This window comes from Lysobacter sp., assembly GCF_035655815.1.
Classification (GTDB): Bacteria; Pseudomonadota; Gammaproteobacteria; order Xanthomonadales; family Xanthomonadaceae; genus Lysobacter_J.
Genome location: NZ_DASRTS010000044.1, coordinates 60,181 through 75,843 on the forward strand (window position 1 = coordinate 60,181; position 15,663 = coordinate 75,843).

9 protein-coding genes and 1 pseudogene are annotated in these 15,663 nt (G+C 67.7%); 4 read left to right on the forward strand and 6 right to left on the reverse strand.

Features of this window, described 5'->3' with window-relative positions:
* Positions 1–119 precede the first annotated feature (119 nt).
* The 5 genes from VFE83_RS12745 to VFE83_RS12765 form a co-directional block, all read right to left on the reverse strand.
* Positions 120–2,561: a UDP-N-acetylglucosamine 2-epimerase gene (locus VFE83_RS12745; RefSeq protein WP_324906688.1), complete on the reverse strand. Its 2,442-nt coding sequence runs from the start codon at positions 2,559–2,561 to the stop codon at positions 120–122.
* 267 nt (positions 2,562–2,828) lie between these two features.
* On the reverse strand, positions 2,829–3,278 hold the full coding sequence (locus tag VFE83_RS12750) for a low molecular weight protein-tyrosine-phosphatase (protein WP_324906689.1): 450 nt from the start codon (positions 3,276–3,278) through the stop codon (positions 2,829–2,831).
* A gap of 31 nt (positions 3,279–3,309) precedes the next feature.
* The gene (ligD, locus tag VFE83_RS12755; protein WP_324906691.1) at positions 3,310–4,173 is read right to left on the reverse strand and encodes a non-homologous end-joining DNA ligase; all 864 of its coding nucleotides are present in this window, start codon (positions 4,171–4,173) and stop codon (positions 3,310–3,312) included.
* A 44-nt stretch (positions 4,174–4,217) separates the two neighbouring features.
* Complete coding sequence (locus tag VFE83_RS12760) at positions 4,218–5,108, reverse strand: Ku protein (protein ID WP_324906693.1); 891 nt, start codon at positions 5,106–5,108, stop codon at positions 4,218–4,220.
* A gap of 131 nt (positions 5,109–5,239) precedes the next feature.
* Positions 5,240–6,637, reverse strand: a complete 1,398-nt coding sequence (locus tag VFE83_RS12765; RefSeq protein WP_324906695.1) for a GntP family permease — start codon at positions 6,635–6,637, stop codon at positions 5,240–5,242.
* A gap of 330 nt (positions 6,638–6,967) precedes the next feature.
* Here VFE83_RS12765 and VFE83_RS12770 point away from each other — a divergent pair, with 330 nt between their 5' ends.
* The 4 genes and pseudogenes from VFE83_RS12770 to VFE83_RS12785 all read left to right on the forward strand — a co-directional run bounded on the left by VFE83_RS12770 (position 6,968) and on the right by VFE83_RS12785 (position 14,897).
* Positions 6,968–9,193, forward strand: a complete 2,226-nt coding sequence (locus tag VFE83_RS12770; protein WP_324906697.1) for a TonB-dependent receptor — start codon at positions 6,968–6,970, stop codon at positions 9,191–9,193.
* Between the two features lie 676 nt (positions 9,194–9,869).
* Positions 9,870–13,214 (forward strand): hybrid sensor histidine kinase/response regulator, encoded by a 3,345-nt coding sequence (locus tag VFE83_RS12775; protein WP_324906778.1) that lies wholly within the window; start codon positions 9,870–9,872, stop codon positions 13,212–13,214.
* Between the two features lie 205 nt (positions 13,215–13,419).
* Positions 13,420–13,659, forward strand: a pseudogene (locus VFE83_RS12780) (KGG domain-containing protein); the annotation flags it as partial.
* A gap of 134 nt (positions 13,660–13,793) precedes the next feature.
* Positions 13,794–14,897 carry an alpha/beta hydrolase gene (locus VFE83_RS12785; protein ID WP_324906699.1) on the forward strand — a complete coding sequence of 368 codons (1,104 nt, stop codon included), beginning with the start codon at positions 13,794–13,796 and terminating at the stop codon, positions 14,895–14,897.
* 15 nt (positions 14,898–14,912) lie between these two features.
* On the opposite strand, the gene VFE83_RS12790 is transcribed toward VFE83_RS12785, so the two are convergent.
* A complete protein-coding gene (locus VFE83_RS12790; protein WP_324906701.1) occupies positions 14,913–15,575 on the reverse strand; it encodes a response regulator transcription factor in 663 nt (220 codons plus the stop codon).
* Between the last annotated feature and the right edge of the window lie 88 nt (positions 15,576–15,663).

The window sequence follows — 15,663 nt, forward strand, 5'->3', positions numbered from 1 at the left end:
GTTGGGGGAGGGCAGGACGGGCGGAACGTCGCGCACGAACGCTGCGGGGCACCGCAGGGTTCGCACCCACGACCGGACGGTCTGAGGCAGGTGCAGCGACGGAGGAGGGATCGCGGGGGTCATGTGGCCTCCCACGCGCGATCCATTCCGACATGGTTTGGCGAACCTGCATCCCGCGACAGGGTCAGGGATGCATGAGCTGCGGGGCGCAGGCCCGCCAAGGCGTCGGCGATGCGAAGCTGCGCATCGCCCATGGTCTGGTTGTTCCCGTCGGCGACGCCGCCGGATTCCGCCGTCCGCGCCGCCACGTCGTTGAGCAGGCGACGCGCGTGTTCGGCGATGGCCTCGGCGTCCTTGCCGATGAAGTGCACGCGCGCCTGGGCTTCGGCCGGGGCGTGCAACGGTTCGAATGCGAGCAGCTCCACGTCCAGCGCCAGTGCCTCGGCATGCAGTTCGCGACCGACGAACGCGACGTCGGCACGCCGCAGCAGATGCAGCGCGCACAGGTAATCGGGCGGATCGATGTAATGCAGGTTGTCCGGCGTCGCATTGCCGCGATCGGCATCGAACGTGCGGCAGCCTGTGCAGACCACATCCACGTCCGGTCGATGCGAGGCGATGCGGCGCATCGCACGTTCGAGCAGCGCGGCGCGGAATTCGTCGGTGGCATGGGCGAGCACCAGCAGCATCGGATGACCGTCGCGCAGCGGCGCGTAACGCTGCGCCATTTCGAGGCCCACTTCGCTTTCCGGCGTCATGCGGGCCAGCACGGCGTTGAGCGTGTCGGGAGCGGACGCACCGCTGACCAGCACGCGGTCGGCCGGTACGCCTTCGGCTACCAGCTGGCGTCCCGCCGATTGGCTCGATGCAACATGCAGGGAGGCCAGCGCACGGGCGAGGCGACGTCCCGGGTCCTCGCCGGACGCGGACGATGTCGGCGGCGACAGCCCACCGTCCACGCACACCACGGGCACCTGCTGGTAATGCGCGGCGAGCGCGGCGGCCAGCGAGGCCGGTGCATCGCCAGGCACCAGCACGAGGTCCGGCTGCACTTCGTTCATCACGCGCTTCATGTCGCCCAGCGCGCTGGACGTGATCTGCGCTGGGTCTTCGCTGGTGGAAGGCACGTCGATGGCGACGTCGGCCGAGAGATCGAACAGGCGCAGCACCTGCGGCGTGTCGTGCTCGGAACCGCCTGCAACGCAGACCGTGGTCTGGAAGCGGTCATCGCGCGCGAGCTGCTGCGCCAACGGCGCCAGCTGCACGGCATCGGGCGGATCGGACAGCACGCACAAAGCGCGCACCGGTGCGGGTGCCTCGTCCGTGGACGCGTCGCGTTCGGCGATGCTGGTGATGGTCGGCAGCGGCAGGGAGAGACCAGCGCGTGCCGGGGCGGCATCGACGTTGTCGACGGCATCGTCGCGGTCGTCGAAGCGCGCCAGGCCCGCGAGGAACGAGATCTCGTGGCTGTGCGTGTTCGGCGCGGTGTGCACGGCCAGCGGTGGGCGCGGCACCTTGGTCGGCCAGCGACCGTGCAGGCGCATCAGCAGCTTCGGCACCCACCACACGTGCAGCGCCAGCACCAGCACGAACGCCGCCAGGCCCACCGACTGCGGCATGTTGCGCAGGCCGTAGCCCAGCATCACCAGCGCACCGGCGGCCAGGATCATGATCACCAGCGCTAGGCGCGAGGGCATGCCGGTGTCGAGCAGCAGGTGGTGCAGGTGCTGGCGGTCCGCGCGGAACGGCGAGCGGCCCATGCGCATGCGCCGGTACATCACCGCCAGCGTATCCATCACCGGCAGCGCCACGCACCACAGCACGTCGGGCGGAGCCATGCGGCCCACCTTGGCGTGACTCATATATATAAGGGCCCAGGCCAGCACGAAGCCGATCAGCGTGCTGCCGGCATCGCCCATGAAGACCTTGCGCCCGTCGGGCCAGCCCAGGTTGACCAGCAGGTAGGGGATGAGGGCGGCGAACAGCACCTGCAGCATCAGCATCACGCCCGGCGAGGACCAGGGCGATTCGTCGAACAGCAACATCGCCGCGATGCATACCATTGCCATCGAAGCGGCCAGGCCGTCGATGCCGTCCATCATGTTGAAGGCGTTGATCAGGCCGATCACCGCGATGATGGTGAACGGAATGCCGATCAGGCCGATGTCGATGTGGCGCGTGTCGATGATCTCGCCCAGGTCGTGGACGTAGAAGCCCGACATGAAGATCACCAGGCCCGCCGCGCCGGCCTCTATCAACAGTCGCGACGTGACGCTGAGGTCGCTGGCGTCATCCAGCGCGCCGGCGACGACGATCAGCGAACCGGCGACCAGCAGGCTCGTCACGAAGCCGTCGAAATAACCCAGGTAGCTCAGACCCACCAGCGTGCCGAGGAAGAAGCACAGGCCGCCGATCAGCGGGATGCTGCCGCGATGATGCTTGCGCGCGTCCGGCCGATCGACGAGTCCGATCTTCCGGGCCAGTGGCCTCATCCAGAAGATCGCGAACAACGTCACGGCCAACGCGATTGCGCTGGCAGCTACCAGCTTGGGGTCCCTCATGCACGCACCTCGGATCAGAACGTGGGGTGTTGGGTTCCGTGTGCATGCGCACCGACAACAACCAATTCGCTTGGCATGAAGGCATCTGTTTTCTGGTTCTAAGACGCCATTGCCTCCGTGCGCGAATGAATCTAGGGGCCGTGAGTTGATGATGAGATGAAATTCAGCTGGTTCACCGCGGTGAAGCCGATGCAGGCGATAACTTAGGTTCAGATGAATGAATCGTTCACCCTTCGCGCACGTGCATGAAGCAAAGCGCGTAATACATCACAGCTTTGTGTGCCACGCGCGAACGCACTCATCAATGCGGTCGAAAGCCGCATCGAACACTTCCTGTCGGCGACCGTAAGGGTCCTCGATGTCCTCTCCGCCGACCCAGTGGGAGAGCATCAGCACGCGTCCACGCAAGGTCGGACACAGTGCAAGCACCGCCGCGACCTGGCGCTGCTCCATCGCCAGCACCAGGTCGGATTGCTGCAGCATCTGCTTGTTCGCCTGGCGCCCCACGTGCGAGGCGGCAGTCAACCCGTGACGCTGCAGCGATGCTTCGGCGCGCGGATCGATCGGGGCACCGCGCATTGCGGCCAGGCCGGCGGATTCGATGTTCAGGTTTGTGTTCGCGAGGCGTTCGCGCAGCAATACTTCCGCCATGGGGCTTCGGCAGATGTTCCCTTTGCAGACGATGAGAAGACGGGCAGACATGCCCCTATGCTGCACGAGGAGGGCGTTGATGTCGCCTGACGGCGATTCAGCTTGCGCGTGAAGGCAGTTGCTGGCGCGAGCGATACATCGCGTGCCAGGGGTCGCGCTTGAGCGTGCGGGCGCGGCGCAGCGCGCGGCGCATGTCGAAGGCGGCCGTGCGCGTGACCCGGCCCAGCTCTTCCCAGGTCAGCGGCATCGCCACCGGCGCCCCGGGCCTCGCACGCAGCGACCAGTTGCTCACGCTGGTCGCGCCGCGCGAGTTGCGCAGCCAGTCGATGAAGATGAGGCCCTCGCGTGCGCTGCGCGAGGCGGTGGCGATGTAGCGGTCGGGCGCCAGCGCGACCATCGAATCGGCGAACTCCTCGCAGAACGCCTTCACCTGCGCCCAGTCGGGGCCCGGCCGGATCGGCACGACCACGTGCACGCCCTTGCCGCCCGACAGCCGTACCCAGCTGCGCAGGCCAAGTTCGGCGAGGCGGTCACGCAATTGTCGTGCAGCGGCCTTGAGGTCCTTCCAGGTGATGCCTTCGGCCGGATCGAGGTCGAACACCAGGCGGTCCGGCGTTTCCACCGAGTCCACGTGCGAACCCCACACGTGGAACTCCAGCGTGTTCATCTGCACCAGTTCGAGCACGCCCTCGATGTCCTCGACGTAGAGGTAGTCGTCCTCTCCGTCCAGCTCGCGCAGGCGGATGGACTGCACGTGTTCGCCGAGCGATGCGGCGTGATGCTTCTGGAAGAAGCACTGCGCCGACGCACCACTCGGGCAGCGCACCAGCGAGAGGGGACGACGCGCCAGTTCCGGCAGCAGCCAGCGCGACACGGCGCGGTAGTAATCGGCGATCGCGCCCTTGGTGATGCCCGCTTCGGCGTAGACGACACGCTCGGCACTGGTCAGATGCATGGCCATGTTTCGTCACCCCGCAGTCCGTTGCGCAGCGCCACCCGTCCACCTCATGCCGACTTCTGGCCCGTGCGTTTGCGCGCGGTGGTTTTCTTGGTCGCTTTCTTGGCCGCGGTCTTCTTCGCCGGCGCCGGCTTGGCGCCCTTTTTTTCCAGGCTGCGCTTGAGCAGGTCGGCGAAGTCGATGACGTTGGTGGCGGCGTTTTCGGGCAGCGCTTCCTCGGCGGCTGCCGGCGTGCGCACCACGCGCTTGGACTTCACGCGATCCTCGATCACCTTCGACAGGCGTTCGCGGAAGTCGTCCTGGTAATCGTCCGGCTTCCATTCCGAACTCATCGATTCGATCAGCTGCGTGGCCATGGTGACCTCGCGCGTGGTGATCTTCCATTTCTCCAACCCGCCCTCCGGCAGCTTGTAGTCCGCCGGATCGACCAGCTCCTGCGCGAACCGCAGGATCAGCAGCAGCAACGCTTCGTCCTTGGGCACCACCGCCGCAAGGTATTCGCGCGTGCGGATCACCACGCGCCCCACGCCAGCCTGGCCGGTGCGCTTGAGCACCTCGCGCAGCAGCACATAGCCCTTCTCGGCCTTCTTGCCGGGTTCCAGCACGTAGGGCTTCTCGAAGAACTCCGGCCCGATCGATTCCAGCGGCACGAAGGTGTCGATGTCCACCGACTCCTTGTGGTCCGGCGCCGCCGCGGCGATGTCGGATTCCTCGATCACCACATAGCTGCCCTTGTCGTACTCGAACGCCTTGACGATCTCCTTCCACGGCACTTCCTCGCCGGTCTCGGCGTTGACGCGCTCGTAGCGGATCGGTGCGTTGTTGCGGCTGTCGAGCATGCGGAAGGACAGGTCGACGCGGCGTTCGCCGGTCATCAGCTTGACCGGGATGTTCAGCAGACCGAACGACAGGGTGCCGGTCCAGATGGGGCGGGCCATGGGAACACCTCTCCCGACGGATTCTCGGGGACAGGTGAGTGACTTTCCGGGGAGAGGCGTCGGCAGGGGGTGAAAGGATCGGGCCGCCGAGGCCTGTTCAGGTGGGCATGCGCGCAGTTCAGACCAGCCGGTCAGACCAGCCCGGTCGCGTAGAACACGCCGATGACCACGAACACCGCGGCCGTCTTGATCAGCGTGATCGCGAAGATGTCCTTGTAGGCCTGCCGGTGCGTCAGCCCGGTCACCGCCAGCAGCGTGATGACCGCGCCGTTGTGGGGCAGGGTGTCCATGCCACCTGAGGCCATCGCCGCGATGCGGTGCAGGACCTCCATCGGAATGCCGGCTGCATTGGCGTTGGCGATGAAGGTGTCCGCCATCGCCGCCAGCGCGATGCTCATGCCGCCGGAGGCCGAACCGGTGATGCCCGCCAGCGCGGTGACGGTGATGGCCTGGTTCACCAGCGGATTGGGGATCGCAGCCAGCGCGTTGGCGACCACGAGGAAGCCGGGCAGCGCGGCGATGACCGCACCGAAACCATATTCGGACGCGGTGTTCATGGCGGCGAGCAACGCCCCGCCGATGGCCGACTTGCTGCCTTCGGCGAAGCTCGTCATCACCGGCTTCCACGCGAACGCCAGCACCGTCGCGATGCCGATGAGCAATGCGCCCTGTACCGCCCAGATGGCGGCGACTTTCGACACTTCCTGCACCACGGGCGCGGCGCCGCCGATCACCGCTGGATCGAAGCTGTGGCTCTCGCCATAGATGCGCGGGATGGCCACGGTGAGCAGCTTGTTGGCCACGCCCACCAGCACCAGCGGCAGGATCGCGATGAGCGGATGCGCGAGCGAATCGCCGGCAAACGGCGCGGGTTCGTTGACCAGCTGCGTGCCGTAGCCTTCGCCGCGCGCCAGCGCCACGCGGCGGCGCCATTCAAGGTACGCCAGGCCGACGATCAGGATGAACACCCCGCCCAGCGTGCCCAGCCAGGGCGCGGCCCAGGTGTTGGTGCCGAAGAACGTGGTGGGAATGATGTTCTGGATCTGCGGCGTGCCGGGCAGCGCGTCCATGGTGAAGGTGAAGGCGCCCAGCGCGATGGTGCCGGGGATGAGACGTTTGGGAATGTCGCTCTGGCGGAACAGCTCCGCTGCGAACGGATATACCGCAAACACCACCACGAACAACGACACGCCGCCATAGGTGAGCAGCGCGCACACCACGACGATCGACAGCATCGCGCGGCCCGCGCCGAACAGGCGGATGGTCGCTGCGACTATCGACCTGGAAAAGCCGGAGATCTCGATGAGCTTGCCGAAGATCGCGCCGAGCAGGAACACCGGGAAATACAGCTTGAGGAAGCCGACCATGCGGTCCATGAAAAGACCGGTGAACATCGGCGCCACGAGCGAGGGGTCCGTCAGCAACACCGCACCCAGCGCCGCCACCGGCGCAAACAGGATCACGCTGTAGCCGCGATAGGCCACGAACATCAGGAAACACAGCGCGGCCAGCACGATCAGGAATGCCATGGAGTCCCCGTACAGATGGATTGCAGCCGCCAACTGCTTTCAGGAGTCATCCCCGCGAAGGCGGGGATCCATTCTTCAGTGCCCGCACCTTCGGGCGGCGCGGTCGTGTCGGACGGATGGATTCCCGCCTTCGCGCGAATGACGGCTTGAAAGTGCGGCCCCGGCAGTCTCCGCGGCGGATCCCGCGTCCGGCATTGTCCGAAGGTACAGCAGCGGTCGGCAGTGGGCCGGCCCTAGGCTTGGTCGCAATGACGGGGGAGGGTCCGTCGATCACATCGCGTCCGGCAACGAACCGGGGTGCGGCCAACGATGGGGGAGGAGCGTCACATGATGAAGCGTAAACACCTGGGTATCGCCATCGCCTGCGCACTGCTGGCGCCGCCGGCCTGGGCGCAGGACGTAAGCGGGCAGACCGAAGAGAGCGCGCGGGCGACCACGCTGGGCGGCGTCACCGTGACCGCGCGCAAGCGCGAGGAAACGCTGCAGGAAGTGCCGGTGGCCGTCACCGCGTTCACCGCCGACGCGCTGGACAAGCTCAACGTCGAGGACCTGAGCGACCTGGACGCACAGGTGCCCAACCTCACCATCTATGCCGCGCGCGGTTCGTCGAGCACGGTCACGGCGTACATCCGCGGCGTCGGCCAGTCCGACCCGCTGTGGGGCGTGGACCCCGGCGTCGGCATCTACATGGACGACGTCTACATCGCCCGCCCGCAGGGCGCGCTGCTGGACGTGTTCGACGTCGAGCGCGTGGAGGTGCTGCGCGGCCCACAGGGCACGCTGTACGGCAAGAACACCATCGGTGGCGCGATCAAGTACATCTCGCGCGGCCTGACGGTGGAGCCCGACGGCCATGCGTCCATCACGGTGGGCAACTACAACCAGCTCGACGTGCGCGCCGCGGCCAGCGGCTCGGTGGGCGATGGCGCGCTGCGTGGCCGCATCGCGGTGGCCAGCCTCAACCGCGACGGTTATGGCGACAACCTGTTCAGTGGACAGGAAGTCAGCGACAAGGAAATCCTGGCGCTGCGCGGCCAGCTGGGTGCCTACGTCAACGACGACCTGGACATCCAGTTCGCCTTCGACTGGATGGACGACCAGTCCGGCGTGCGCGGCGCGAAGATGCTGGCGCCCAACCGCTTCGCGCCCGGCTTCGCCCCGCTGGATTCGCGCTACGACATCCGCAGCGGCATGCCCAACGTCAACGACACCGACATGAAGGGCGCATCTGCCACCGTCAACTGGCGCGCCGGCGAGGACTGGACGGTCAAGTACGTCCTGGCCAAGCGCGAGTCCGACACCGAGACCAACATCGACTTCGACACCCTGCCCAACAAGGTCGCCGACGTGAAGGCGTTCTACAGCGACGAGCAGGTGACCAACGAGCTGCAGGTCAACTACGACGCCGGTGGCCGCAGCCGCGGCGTGGTCGGCCTGTACGCCTTCGACGGCGAAGCCGGCGGCCAGGTGCTCAACAACTTCTTCAACCTGTCCTTCGGCGATACGCAGGGCACGGTGTACACCGACCAGTTCGCCGCCTACGCCGACTGGACGTTCGACCTGACCGAGAAGCTCAAGCTCGACGTCGGTGCGCGCTACACCGACGAGAAGAAGCACGCGGTGGTGCTCAACCGCTGCTACACCGATGCCACCTTCACCACGCTGGCGGTGCGCTGCGCGGCCAACAACCCGACGCCGATAGCGGCGCAGTTCGACAAGCGCATCAGCTTCGAGAACACCTCGCCGAAGATCTCGCTGGATTACCAGATCACGCCGGACATCATGGTGTACGGCCTGGCCTCGCGCGGCTTCAAGTCGGGCGGCTACAACATCCGCGCGCAGGCCACCGCGGTGCCGCGTTCGGCCGAACCGTTCGACGACGAATCGGTCGACAGCTACGAGATCGGCAGCAAGATGGCCTTCCTCGACCAGACGCTGTTCCTCAACCTGGCCGCGTTCCACAACAAGTACGAGGACATCCAGCTGTCGGTGTTCACGGCATACGACAGCAACGGCGACGGCGTGGACGATGCCTTCTTCGGCGATTTCACCAATGCCGGCAAGGGCACGGTGGACGGCGTGGAGGTCGAGTACCAGTGGCTGCCCACGCCGAACTGGCTGATCACCGGCAACCTGGCCTGGCTGGACGCGAAGTACGACGAGTTCATGTACGCCGGCGTCAACATCGCCGACGAGCAGGAATTCACCAACGCACCGGACTTCTCCGGCGCGCTCAACGTCGAATACCGCACCGACCTGGCCAACGGCGGCAACCTGTCGGCGCGCGTGGGCTACAGCTACCAGAGCGACGTGGTCGCCACCACCGAGATCGTGCGTACCGGCGCGCAGCCGATCACGCAGGACGGCTACGGTCTGGTCAACGCCGGCGTGATCTGGCGCATCGACGACGCGTGGTCGCTGTCGCTGCAGGGCACCAATCTAGCCGACAAGGAATACCGCACCACCGGTTACAACCTCAACGCAGCGCTGGGCGTGCTGACCGGCTTCTACGGCCCGCCGCGCCAGTACTCGCTGGCGGTGCGGTACGACTTCTGACGGTTACCCCTCTCCCCAACCCCTCTCCCGCAAGGGGAGAGGGGCTTTGGTGTTGCCGCACCTCACCGTCATCCCGGCGAAGCCCAGGATCCAGGCTGTCACGCGAGCAGTCCTGTCACCGTCATTCCAGCGAAAGCTGGAATCCATTTGCAGTTCGGCAAATGATCGAAACGGCGCACCGTGATCGTCAGCGCGCCGCACATCCCGACCCTCACCCCAACCCTCTCCCGGCGGGAGGGGCTTTATGCGTCACGCACCCGCACCGTCATCCCGGCGAAGGCCGGGATCCAGGCCGTCAGGCGCACAGTTTTGTCACCATCATTCAGCGGGAGCTGGAATCCATTTGCGGTTCCGCGAACGATCGACACCCACGCGCCGCGATCGTCAGCGCACCGCACGTCCCGACCCTCACCCCAACCCCTCTCCCGTGGGGAGAGGGGCTCGAGCGTTGCTCACCCTCACCGTCATCCCGGCGAACGCCGGGATCCAGGCCGTCACGCGAGCAGTCTTGTCACCGTCATTCCAGCGAAAGGTGGAATCCATTGGCTGTTCTGCAGTGATTCAAACCGCACGCCACGATTGCCGGAGCGTCGCCCGACCCGAAACACACCCGAAGCCCACCGACAAAGGACGAGGGCTTTGGCTATCCTCCCGCCATGAGCCGCGCTGAATGCCCATGCTGACCTTCACCGCCGTGGCGCTGGCCAGCCTGGCGTGGCTGGCGCTGATGTTCGGCACGGCGCTGTACGCCGAGCGGAGGCCGACGGTGCTGGCGCGGCACTGGCGGCATGTCTACTCGCTGTCGCTTGCGGTTCACTGCACGTCGTGGACCTTCTACGGAACGGTGACGCAGGCGGCGCGGTACGGCTGGCCGCTGCCGCCGACGTTCCTCGGCGCGATCCTGCTGTACGCGCTGGCCATCGCTTTCATGATGCGGCTGGTGCGCCTGTCGCGCGAGACCAACGCGACCTCGCTGGCCGACCTGATCGCCACGCGGCTGGGCAAGGACGCGTGGCTGGCCGCGGTGGTGACGCTGGTCGCGGCGCTCGGCCTGATTCCGTACATCGCGCTGCAGTTGAAGGCGGTGGCGATGAGCTTCGCCATGCTGACCACGCGTTCGCCCGCCGGGGCTATCGCGCCGGCGTGGCAGGACAGTGCGCTGTACGTGGCGCTGGCCATGGCGCTGTTCGCGATGCTGTTCGGCACGCGGCGCGCAAGCGCGGCCGAGCACAATCGCGGCCTGGTGCTGGCGATGGCGTTCGAGTCGGTGTTCAAGCTGGCCGCGATGCTGGCGCTTGGCGCGTTCGTCTGGTTCGGCCTGGGCGAACTGCCTGAGACACCGTTCCAACCGCCCGCGGACCCCGCCGAGGGATTCGCGCCGCTGGTGCTGCTGGGCGCGCTGGCGATGTTCATCCTGCCGCACCAGTTCCACGTCGGCGTGGTCGAATGCCGCGATGAACGCGACGTGCGCACGGCGCGCTGGCAGTTCCCGTTGTATCTGGTGCTGATCGCGCTGCCGGTGCTGCCGCTGGCGACCGCAGGGCAGGCGTTGCTGGGTGGAACCGGCGTGCCGTCGGACCTGTACGTGCTGGCGCTGCCGCTGTCGCAGGGGCAGCACGGCCTGGCGCTGTTCGCGTTCCTCGGCGGACTGAGCGCGGCGACCGGCATGGTGGTGGTCAGCACGCTCACGTTGAGCCTGATGATCGGCAATCACTGGTTCGCGCCGGGCCTGCTGCGCGGCGCGTGGGCGCGCAACGACGGCAGCGACCTGCGCGGCAGCGTGCTGGCGCTGCGTCGCAGCGGCATCGTCGCGATCATGCTGCTGGCGTGGGCGTACAGCCGGTTGCTGGCGGGCAGCGATGCGCTGGCCGACGTGGGAGCGGTGTCGTTCTCCGCGCTGGCGACGCTGGCACCGGTGCTGTGCTTCGCGGTGTGGCGCCCGCAGACGCCGCCGCGCGCGGCGCTGATCGGCGTGGTCGCCGGCTTCGCCGCGTGGGCCTGGGTGCTGCTGCTGCCGATGACGCTGGAAGCCCGCGGCGCGCCGCCGCTCTGGATCGACGCCGGACCGATGGGGTTGCGCTGGTTGTCGCCCGACGGGTTGTTCGGCCTGACCGGCTGGAGCCGGCTGGGCCGCGCCGTGGGCGCGAGCCTGTTCGTCGGCACGCTGGCCACGGTGCTGGCCGCACTGTGGCGCCGCGAAACCCCGCGACTTGCCCAACGCGGCCTCGACGTGCAGACCCTGCGCGATGCGGGCCTGCGCTTCCTTCCGCGCGAGCGGGTGATGCAGGTGCTGCAGGACACGGTGCCGGGCAAGCCGGTCGCGGCGGCCGTCGAGGCACGGCTGGAGCGCGAACTCGCCGCGGTGCTCGGCTCGGCATCCGCGCGCGTGCTGCTGGACGCCGCGCGTCGCGCCACGGGGCACGACCTGGATACCGTCGCGGCCATCGTCGGCGAGGCCTCCGCCGACCTGCGCTTCAACCAGCGCGTGATGGAGGCCGCACTGCAGAACATGAGCCAGGGCATCAGCGTGGTCGATGCGGAGCTGCGGCTGGTCGCCTGGAATCGTCGCTACGCCGAGCTGTTCGGCTTCCCGCACGAACTGCTGCAGGTGGGACGACCGATCGCCGAGCTGTCGCGCTGGGCGTTGCAGCGCCTGCCTCCACGCGGCTGGAACGAGAACGATCTGGAGCATGCGTTGCAGCGGCGCCTCGCGTTCATGCGCGCGGGCACGCCGCACCTGTCCGAACGCGTGTTGCCCGATGGCAGCATCATCGAGATCCGCGGCAATCCCATGCCCGGTGGCGGCTTCGTGGCCACGTTCACCGACGTGACCGCGTTCCGTCGTGCCGAGGCGGGGCTGATCATGGCCAACGAGACGCTTGAGCAGCGCGTGGCCGAACGCACCACCGACCTGGAAGTCGCCAAGCGCGAAGCCGAGCGCGCCAACGAGGCCAAGAGCCGCTTCCTGGCTGCCATCGGGCACGACCTGATGCAGCCGCTGCATGCCGCGCAGCTGTTCGCCGACTCGCTGGCACAGCAGGTGCGCGACCCGCACCAGCGCGACACGGTCGCGCAGATCGGCGGCGCACTGGATTCCACCAACGACCTGCTCACCGGCCTGCTGGATATGTCGCGCATCGAGGCCGGCGGCCTGGTGCCGCAGCCGCGTGCCTTTCCGCTGGCGGACGTGCTGGAACCGCTGGCGTCGGAGTTCCGCGCGATCTCGGCCGCGCGCGGACTGCGGTTCCGCTACGTGCCCAGTCGCGCGTGGACGCATTCGGACCCGCAACTGCTGCGGCGCGTGCTGCAGAACTTCCTGGCCAACGCGGTGCGTTACACCGAACGCGGCGGCGTGCTGCTGGGCGTGCGCCATCACGGCGACGGCCTGCGCATCGAAGTGCACGACACCGGCCCGGGCATTGCGCTGGAACAGCAGGCGGCGATCTTCGAGGAGTTCCGCCGTGGCGAGGACGCGCCAGGGCAGGGGCTCGGACTGGGACTGTGGATAGCCGAACGCATCGCTCATTTGCTGCATGCCCCACTGGGACTGCGCAGCCATGTCGGGCGCGGCACCGTGTTCAGCGTTTGTGTCGCGCAGGCATCGCGCCCGGCGATGCCCGCGCTGTCTCCGGTCCGGGACCGGTCGATGCGCGTGCTGGTGGTGGACAACGACCCGCTCGCGATGGACGCGCTGGCCGGCGTGTTGCGCCGCTGGAACTACGACGTCGTCACCGCGCGCGATGGTGAGCGGGCGGCCAGCCTGCTCGAGCAATCGCCCGCGGCGTTGTGGCTGTTCGACTACCACCTCGACGATGGAGACACCGGCGTGGCACTGGCCGGACGGCTGGCGGCGCGGTTCGGCGCGCGCCCCACGCTGGTGCTCAGTGCAGATCGCGGCGAGGAGGTGCGCCGCGCCGTGCACGAAGCAGGACTCTCGCTGCTTGCCAAGCCGGTGAAGCCGCTGGCGCTCAAGTCGATGCTCGACCGCGCGCTCGCCGCACGCGAGGTCGCATTGTCCTGATCACCGCAGGACACATGTCCTGCGCGAGAGGTCGGCTTTGTAGCTGGTTGCGACATGCATGCGACTTCTGCATGAGCGCGCAGCTATTTCGCTCACGAGTCCGCCGCGGCGCCATGCCTGGCGACGCGCGGTGCTGGCATGGATGTTGCGCCCTCACGCCTGTGGCGCTCGCGATGCGACCGCCCATCGCAGAGGAGCATAGAAGATGGCGAACCAGAACCAGGGCAGCGGCAATCGCGAGCGTGGCTTCGCCTCAATGGACGAGGAGAGACGTCGGCAGATCGCCAGCAAGGGCGGGCGTGCCGCGCATCAGAGCGGACGTGCGCACGAGTTCAACTCCGAGGAAGCCCGCGCGGCAGGCCGCAAGGGAGGAGAGGCGGTGAGCCGCAACCGCGAGCACATGTCGGCGATCGGCCAGAAGGGCGGGCTGGCCAGCGGACGCAATCGCTGAGCAGCAGGCGGCGGATCGCGCCGCAGCCACCACATCGATGAGGACTGCAACCGGCGCCGCGTCTTCCGTATCACTGACAATACGGAAGACCGGGGCAGGCCCGGTGCCGCATGAAGCAGGGAGTCCTCATGAAGAAAACGTGGTGTGCATTGCTGTGGCTGGGACTGGCGTCCATGAACGTGGGTGCGAAGGAATGCAGGGATACGTCCGCGCTGGAACCCGCGCGCGCCGTGGTGCGCGATCTGAACCGGATCGTCGCGCCGACCGGCATCCAGGAGTCCTACAAGGCCCGTATCGGCGGCATCGACCAGTGGATCAGCGTGCGCGGGCAGGATCGCGCCAATCCGCTGCTGCTGTTCGTGCATGGCGGACCGGCCGCGCCGCTGATGCCCTCCACCTGGCAGTTCCAGCGGCCCATGGAGGAGTACTTCACGGTCGTGAACTACGACCAGCGCGGTGCCGGCAAGACGTTCAACGAGACCGCGCCGGAGTCCATCAGCGACACGATCCACATCCCGCGCTACGTCGACGACGTGATCGAGGTCGCCGAGTACGTGCGCAAGCGCTACGGCCAGCGCAAGGTGATCCTGATGGCCCACAGCTGGGGCACCATCATCTCCATGCAGGCCGCGCTGAAGCGCCCGGACCTGTTCCACGCGTACGTGGGGATCGGCCAGGTCATCAACGTGCGCGAGAACGAGCGCATCAGCTTCGAGTACGGGCTGCAGCAGGCCAGGGCGCACGGCAACACGCAGGCCGTGCGCGAGCTGGAAGCCATCGCGCCATACCCGGGCAACACGCCGATCACCCGCGAGCGCATCGTCGCCGCGCGGAAGTGGGCGCAGTACTACGGCGGACTGAGCGCTTTCCGCGACGAGTCGAAGTACTTCTTCGGCGCGCCGCTGCTTTCGCCCGAGTACTCCGACCGCGACCGCTGCGCCGTCGACGAGGGCAACGTGTTCACGCTGGGGCGCGTGCTGCCGGAGTTCCTCGAGGTGGACATGAAGGGCGTGCGCCAGTTCCCGATCCCGGTGGTGATGTTCATGGGCCGGCACGACTACACCACGCCGTCGCAGCCGACGCAGGAGTGGCTGGATCGGGTGTCCGCGCCGTACAAGCGGGGCGTGTGGTTCGAGCGCTCCTCGCACATGGTCCAGTGGGAGGAACCGGGCAAGCTGCTGGTCAGCCTGCTGCAGTACGTGCGGCCGCTGGCGCAGCCCGCGCAGGGTTGAACGCGGGCCGGCGCGTCAGGCGATCTGGCGCGCCGGGTCGGCCAGTTCCAGTTCGCGCAGCACCACTCCGGCCTGGGTGCGGTTGCGCACGCCAAGCCGTTCGAAGATCGCCGACAGATGCGCCTTGACCGTGCGTTCCTGCACGTCCAGGCGGTCGGCGATCTGCTTGTTGAGCAACCCCTGCGCCACCAGTGTGAGCACGCGGAACTGCTGCGGCGACAGGCTGGCCAGGCGCGCGGCCAGGTCGGCGTCGCCGCTGTCGCTCTGGGTGCGCGCCACCGCGCCGCGCAGCGAGGAGGGCAGCCATTGCTCGCAGGCCAGGACCGCGCGGATCGCATCGCGCAATTCGTCGAGCCCGGCACTCTTGGGCAGGTAGCCCGCCGCGCCATGGTCGAGCGCACGCCGCACCACGCGCGGGTCGTCGTTGGCCGAAACCACCACCACCGCCACGGCCGGATGCTGCGCGCGGATCGCGGCGAGGCCGGCCAGACCGTGGTTGCCCGGCATGTGCAGGTCCAGCAGGACCAGGTCGACGCCAGGGTCGGCGTCCAGCGTCGCGAGCACCGCGTCCAGGCTGCCGGCTTCGCGGATGTCCGCATCGGCCACAGCCTCGATGGCCGCCTGGCGCAACGCGGCGCGGAACAGCGGATGGTCGTCGGCGATGAGCAAGGTCGGCATATCGCCAAGCCTAGCAAGCAGGGAAACACGCAGGACACTGTCGGATTGGTACGAAAGTACGATGGGCGTCGCGGAAGGCCTTGCTAGG

Coding starts and splice junctions, on each gene's coding strand:
- VFE83_RS12745 (WP_324906688.1), bottom strand. CDS start 2,561: ATGAGGGACCCCAAGCTGGTAGCTGCCAGCGCAATCGCGTTGGCCGTG.
- VFE83_RS12790 (WP_324906701.1), bottom strand. CDS start 15,575: ATGCCGACCTTGCTCATCGCCGACGACCATCCGCTGTTCCGCGCCGCG.
- VFE83_RS12770 (WP_324906697.1), top strand. CDS start 6,968: ATGAAGCGTAAACACCTGGGTATCGCCATCGCCTGCGCACTGCTGGCG.
- VFE83_RS12775 (WP_324906778.1), top strand. CDS start 9,870: ATGCTGACCTTCACCGCCGTGGCGCTGGCCAGCCTGGCGTGGCTGGCG.
- VFE83_RS12760 (WP_324906693.1), bottom strand. CDS start 5,108: ATGGCCCGCCCCATCTGGACCGGCACCCTGTCGTTCGGTCTGCTGAAC.
- ligD (WP_324906691.1), bottom strand. CDS start 4,173: ATGGCCATGCATCTGACCAGTGCCGAGCGTGTCGTCTACGCCGAAGCG.
- VFE83_RS12785 (WP_324906699.1), top strand. CDS start 13,794: ATGAAGAAAACGTGGTGTGCATTGCTGTGGCTGGGACTGGCGTCCATG.
- VFE83_RS12765 (WP_324906695.1), bottom strand. CDS start 6,637: ATGGCATTCCTGATCGTGCTGGCCGCGCTGTGTTTCCTGATGTTCGTG.